Below are 3,374 nucleotides of genomic sequence, written 5' to 3'. Positions count from 1 at the left end.
AGCTTACTTGTAAGCCCGCAGCTTCTAGAGGGATTCTAGTCAAAAAAAAATACCCCTGGTTGGGGGTATGTCCTATCTATTTATGACTTCTAATCCTTGGCGGGTGTAAAGATGAGTTTTGCTAGCCTAGCTCCTCGACACTCGCGGTAGAAGGGTACGTTACACCATTGTCTACTACCTGTCTGTTTGTCTGTTACGAAGAGACTCCGCTGACCGTTATGGCGGTAAAATCTACCTTGCCATTCAATCACCTCGGGAAGCCTGAGTTCGGTACACGTTATTTTCTTGAGACGCTGAGAGTGATCGTGATTTTGCAATAGAATTTGCATCATTTTGATTACCCCAATTCGTCCATTAAATAGTGAGTAGCAGCAGCTATTCGCTCCGCCAATTGATAGCATTCATTGGACAATTGAGCTATCTTAGCCTTGTCAGCACGTTGACACTCCTCTAACAATGCTATTCGTTCCAAGCATTCAATCAGCTTATCTTCTGTGCTTTTAGGTTTCAGGTATAATGCTACCGCGTTTTCGATCAACTCCTGCGGTGTAATTTTCCGATGCTTTGCAGCAGATTTGATGACAACCATTGTTAGCTGTGGTAAAGGCACGAAAGAAGGCGATGGGTTTCCCGGTGGTTGATTTGCCATTGATTTGTACTCTCTTATTTGATGTATTGTGCTTGTCGAGGTCGAGGCGTTACGTTGACACAGACCTTCCTAGAATGGTGGCTCAGACTCGTCACAGGCATAGGTATTGTCCGCATTCCAAAGCTCAGGGGTTTCCCAGTTCAGTGATGCCAGAAAGTCGAGGAATGCTTCCCACTCAGTATCGAAAGGGATGCTTTCTCGATACTGAGTGGCCCAGTAATATTTCGTATTTGCCGCCAGTAAATCCCAAGAAGAGTCTAGAGATAGAATTACAGGATGAATAACCAATCCTATGGCGTCTGATTCATTGATTTGATCAACAAAGTCTTTGATGTTCACGCGGTTAAAACTCCAGTTCAGTGATTGTGTCAGTAGGTGTTTTTGATTTTTTATCAAAACCAACCGGCTTAGATTTAGTGACTTTTGGGCGACCGTTGTTAGTTGTAGCTGCAAGCCATGTTTCTACAATGTGGCGCAACAGTTCTGAGCGAGTTATTTCTCGTTCTAATGCTATCGCGGTCAAAGAATCAAAAACTGAGATACAAACATTAAAGCTTGCAACTTTTCTCAAGCGATTGTCTAACCGAGGTGTTGCCTTAGTGGCTTCAACAATCGCCTCCAGATGAGCTAGTCGCTTTAGGATATCGTCTAGTGTCAATACCGATGGTGACAACTCTTCATCGGTATTATTTGGTGCTTCACTCATCATGTAAAGGGTTTCCTGGATAGCAGAGCCTGTTAATACTCATACTCATACTCATCATCATCATTATCCTCATCATCATCGTCCTCTTTGGGCGGGACAAAAGTTTCGAGGTATTGGATGAGTGAAGCGATAGCTTCTTCCACGGTGGCAAATGTGTTGTCTACGTCTACTGGTTCAGCGCCGTCGATTGACCAGTACCAAATGACACCATATTTGTTGTTGACCGGCCTTATTGAAGTGAGATATTCAAGCTCACACCTGCTTTTTTGAGCAGCTAAGAGAGTATTGATTGATTTGCTCAGCGATTCACTCATCTGCGAGGCTCCTGTAAATAAATAAATAGTTTAAAGTCATTTCGGACTCGCTATTCTCCAAGTAGGCTCCTAAAGTAGGGAGCTACTTGGATACAATCGTAGATAGGAGGCAAGCTATTTTCTCAGACAATTGGACATTAACCGATAACAGACCTGAGGCAAACTCGTTAAATTCGGAGTCAGTCTTCAACTCTGTGGTCAAGCAGTCAAAGTAATTTGCCAGCCAGTTTAAGCGTTCTAGGGCTTCTACATTACTTGAGGAGACAAAAAACCCCAAGTATTTTTCTTGCCAAGTATCCGTAGGATTAATACCCAACTCGTTGTACATATCGATAAATGATTTCATTTATTTTCGCCGATAAAACGATACACAAACTTATCGGATTCGTCCCTAAAAGGCTTAAAATTTAGTGATTTTAGGCATTCTTGAACTGTTGCTAATTTTGGACGCTCTAGAATGCCGTCTGACACCGCTGAATCAATACCTTGCTTGATTATTTTCGGAGGTATATCTAGGTTGATTATGGAGCTAAGAACTCCCCAATCGTTGCGCTTTTTGCCACAATATTGCTCAATTGCCTCGATGATAACAGAATCGACTATTTGGATTCTCTTTTTTGTGCTGATGTCAAGCCAGTCAGCAACTTCGGATATTGCTGATTCAATGTCATGCCATACCCCTGTAGTAACGCCAGTTGCAAGCAAGTCTCTCAGTAATGTCCAATACTCTTTACTGTGTCGAGGCTTTTGACTTGCTTGCAACTGTTTCCTAGTGGCAGCAAATTCATGCCAATTGCTAGGTTGCTCCCAAAAGTTTCTGATTTCGGCTGCGGGAACTGACCAATTAATAGCATCCAATTCTAGAGTGTTTTGCAAATCTTTAGTTTTTCTGGTTTTGATTACCAAGGTACGGCGCAACAACTCCTTGCTTTCGATTTGCCAAACGCTAGTAAATAATTTGGGGCAAAAAGTACGGAACTCAATGTTTTCACCTTTGCCATTGCTAATGAATTGCCTGTCGGTTTTCCGGTTGTAGCCATTTAGGAAGGCTGCCAAACAGTCGTTTGAATCAAACGTGTCAGAGTTAGTATTGTCAACCAGTAACAAGCAGTTTTTCTCGTAAGTCATTACTGTAGGGTCAACCCATCGTATGAGGTTGATGTGGTTTTTTAGACTTGCCCCCGTAGAACCCCCTGCTATCGGCTCTTGACCGCTTAGTAATTCAATGGCTAACAACATTTGAGATTTACCGGAGCCGGAATCACCCAAAAGCTGGATTACGGGAACAATGCTGCATAGCGTGGATTGCATCATTGCGAAGCTTGCAAGTAGCTTGTATTCGGCTTCGTGTAAACCTGCGGTTACGAGCCTCAGATGCCTGGTAATTGCATCACCAAGGGTTTCGTCACTTTCTGTTTCAAAATAGTTGACTCCCGATTCTGTATCAGAATGAAGCTTTCGAGCAAAATCAATCATTTCTAATTGTCGATCATTCATTGTTTATTTCCCATCAATTTTACTGTTAGCTCAATTGCTAGTTTCGTACTAAGCCCGATGTCGCTGTCCGCATCAGCCCTTATTATCAAAGCTAATTCTCCCAATGTTTGCCACTCAAATAAGCAGCTAGTCTGAGCCTTTAAAAAAGCTAATCGTGCTTGCAGTTTTTCTGCTTCTGATTCAGCTTTTGTGTAAGCACCTTTGTTAT

The 3,374-nt window shown here is 42.5% G+C and carries 8 protein-coding genes; all 8 read right to left on the bottom strand.

Going from position 1 to position 3,374, the window contains the following annotated elements; translation table 11 throughout:
- Positions 1 to 89 precede the first annotated feature (89 nt).
- Positions 90 to 332 (bottom strand): hypothetical protein, encoded by a 243-nt coding sequence (locus tag JGK14_RS33755; protein ID WP_293219233.1) that lies wholly within the window; start codon positions 330 to 332, stop codon positions 90 to 92.
- 5 nt (positions 333 to 337) lie between these two features.
- Positions 338 to 649: a hypothetical protein gene (locus tag JGK14_RS33750; RefSeq protein WP_293190285.1), complete on the bottom strand. Its 312-nt coding sequence runs from the start codon at positions 647 to 649 to the stop codon at positions 338 to 340.
- Between the two features lie 69 nt (positions 650 to 718).
- A complete protein-coding gene (locus tag JGK14_RS33745; protein WP_293199109.1) occupies positions 719 to 988 on the bottom strand; it encodes a hypothetical protein in 270 nt (89 codons plus the stop codon).
- Positions 989 to 992: 4 nt separating this feature from the next.
- Positions 993 to 1,358 carry a hypothetical protein gene (locus tag JGK14_RS33740; RefSeq protein ID WP_293186705.1) on the bottom strand — a complete coding sequence of 122 codons (366 nt, stop codon included), beginning with the start codon at positions 1,356 to 1,358 and terminating at the stop codon, positions 993 to 995.
- Between the two features lie 29 nt (positions 1,359 to 1,387).
- A complete protein-coding gene (locus JGK14_RS33735) occupies positions 1,388 to 1,669 on the bottom strand; it encodes a hypothetical protein (RefSeq protein WP_293186704.1) in 282 nt (93 codons plus the stop codon).
- 82 nt (positions 1,670 to 1,751) lie between these two features.
- Complete coding sequence (locus tag JGK14_RS33730; protein WP_325316006.1) at positions 1,752 to 2,015, bottom strand: hypothetical protein; 264 nt, start codon at positions 2,013 to 2,015, stop codon at positions 1,752 to 1,754.
- Entirely contained in the window at positions 2,012 to 3,166 is a 1,155-nt protein-coding gene (locus JGK14_RS33725) for a hypothetical protein (protein WP_325316005.1), read from the bottom strand. Before JGK14_RS33725 ends, JGK14_RS33730 begins: the two co-directional genes overlap by 4 nt.
- Positions 3,163 to 3,374: hypothetical protein (locus JGK14_RS33720; protein ID WP_325316004.1), on the bottom strand; the 212-nt coding region annotated here is incomplete at its 5' end. The genes JGK14_RS33720 and JGK14_RS33725, both read right to left, overlap by 4 nt.

The organism is Microcoleus sp. PH2017_28_MFU_U_A (assembly GCF_020738035.1).
Classification (GTDB): Bacteria; Cyanobacteriota; Cyanobacteriia; order Cyanobacteriales; family Microcoleaceae; genus Microcoleus.
Note: the sequence above shows the minus strand (reverse complement) of the source record. Positions and strands in the feature narration are given on the sequence as shown.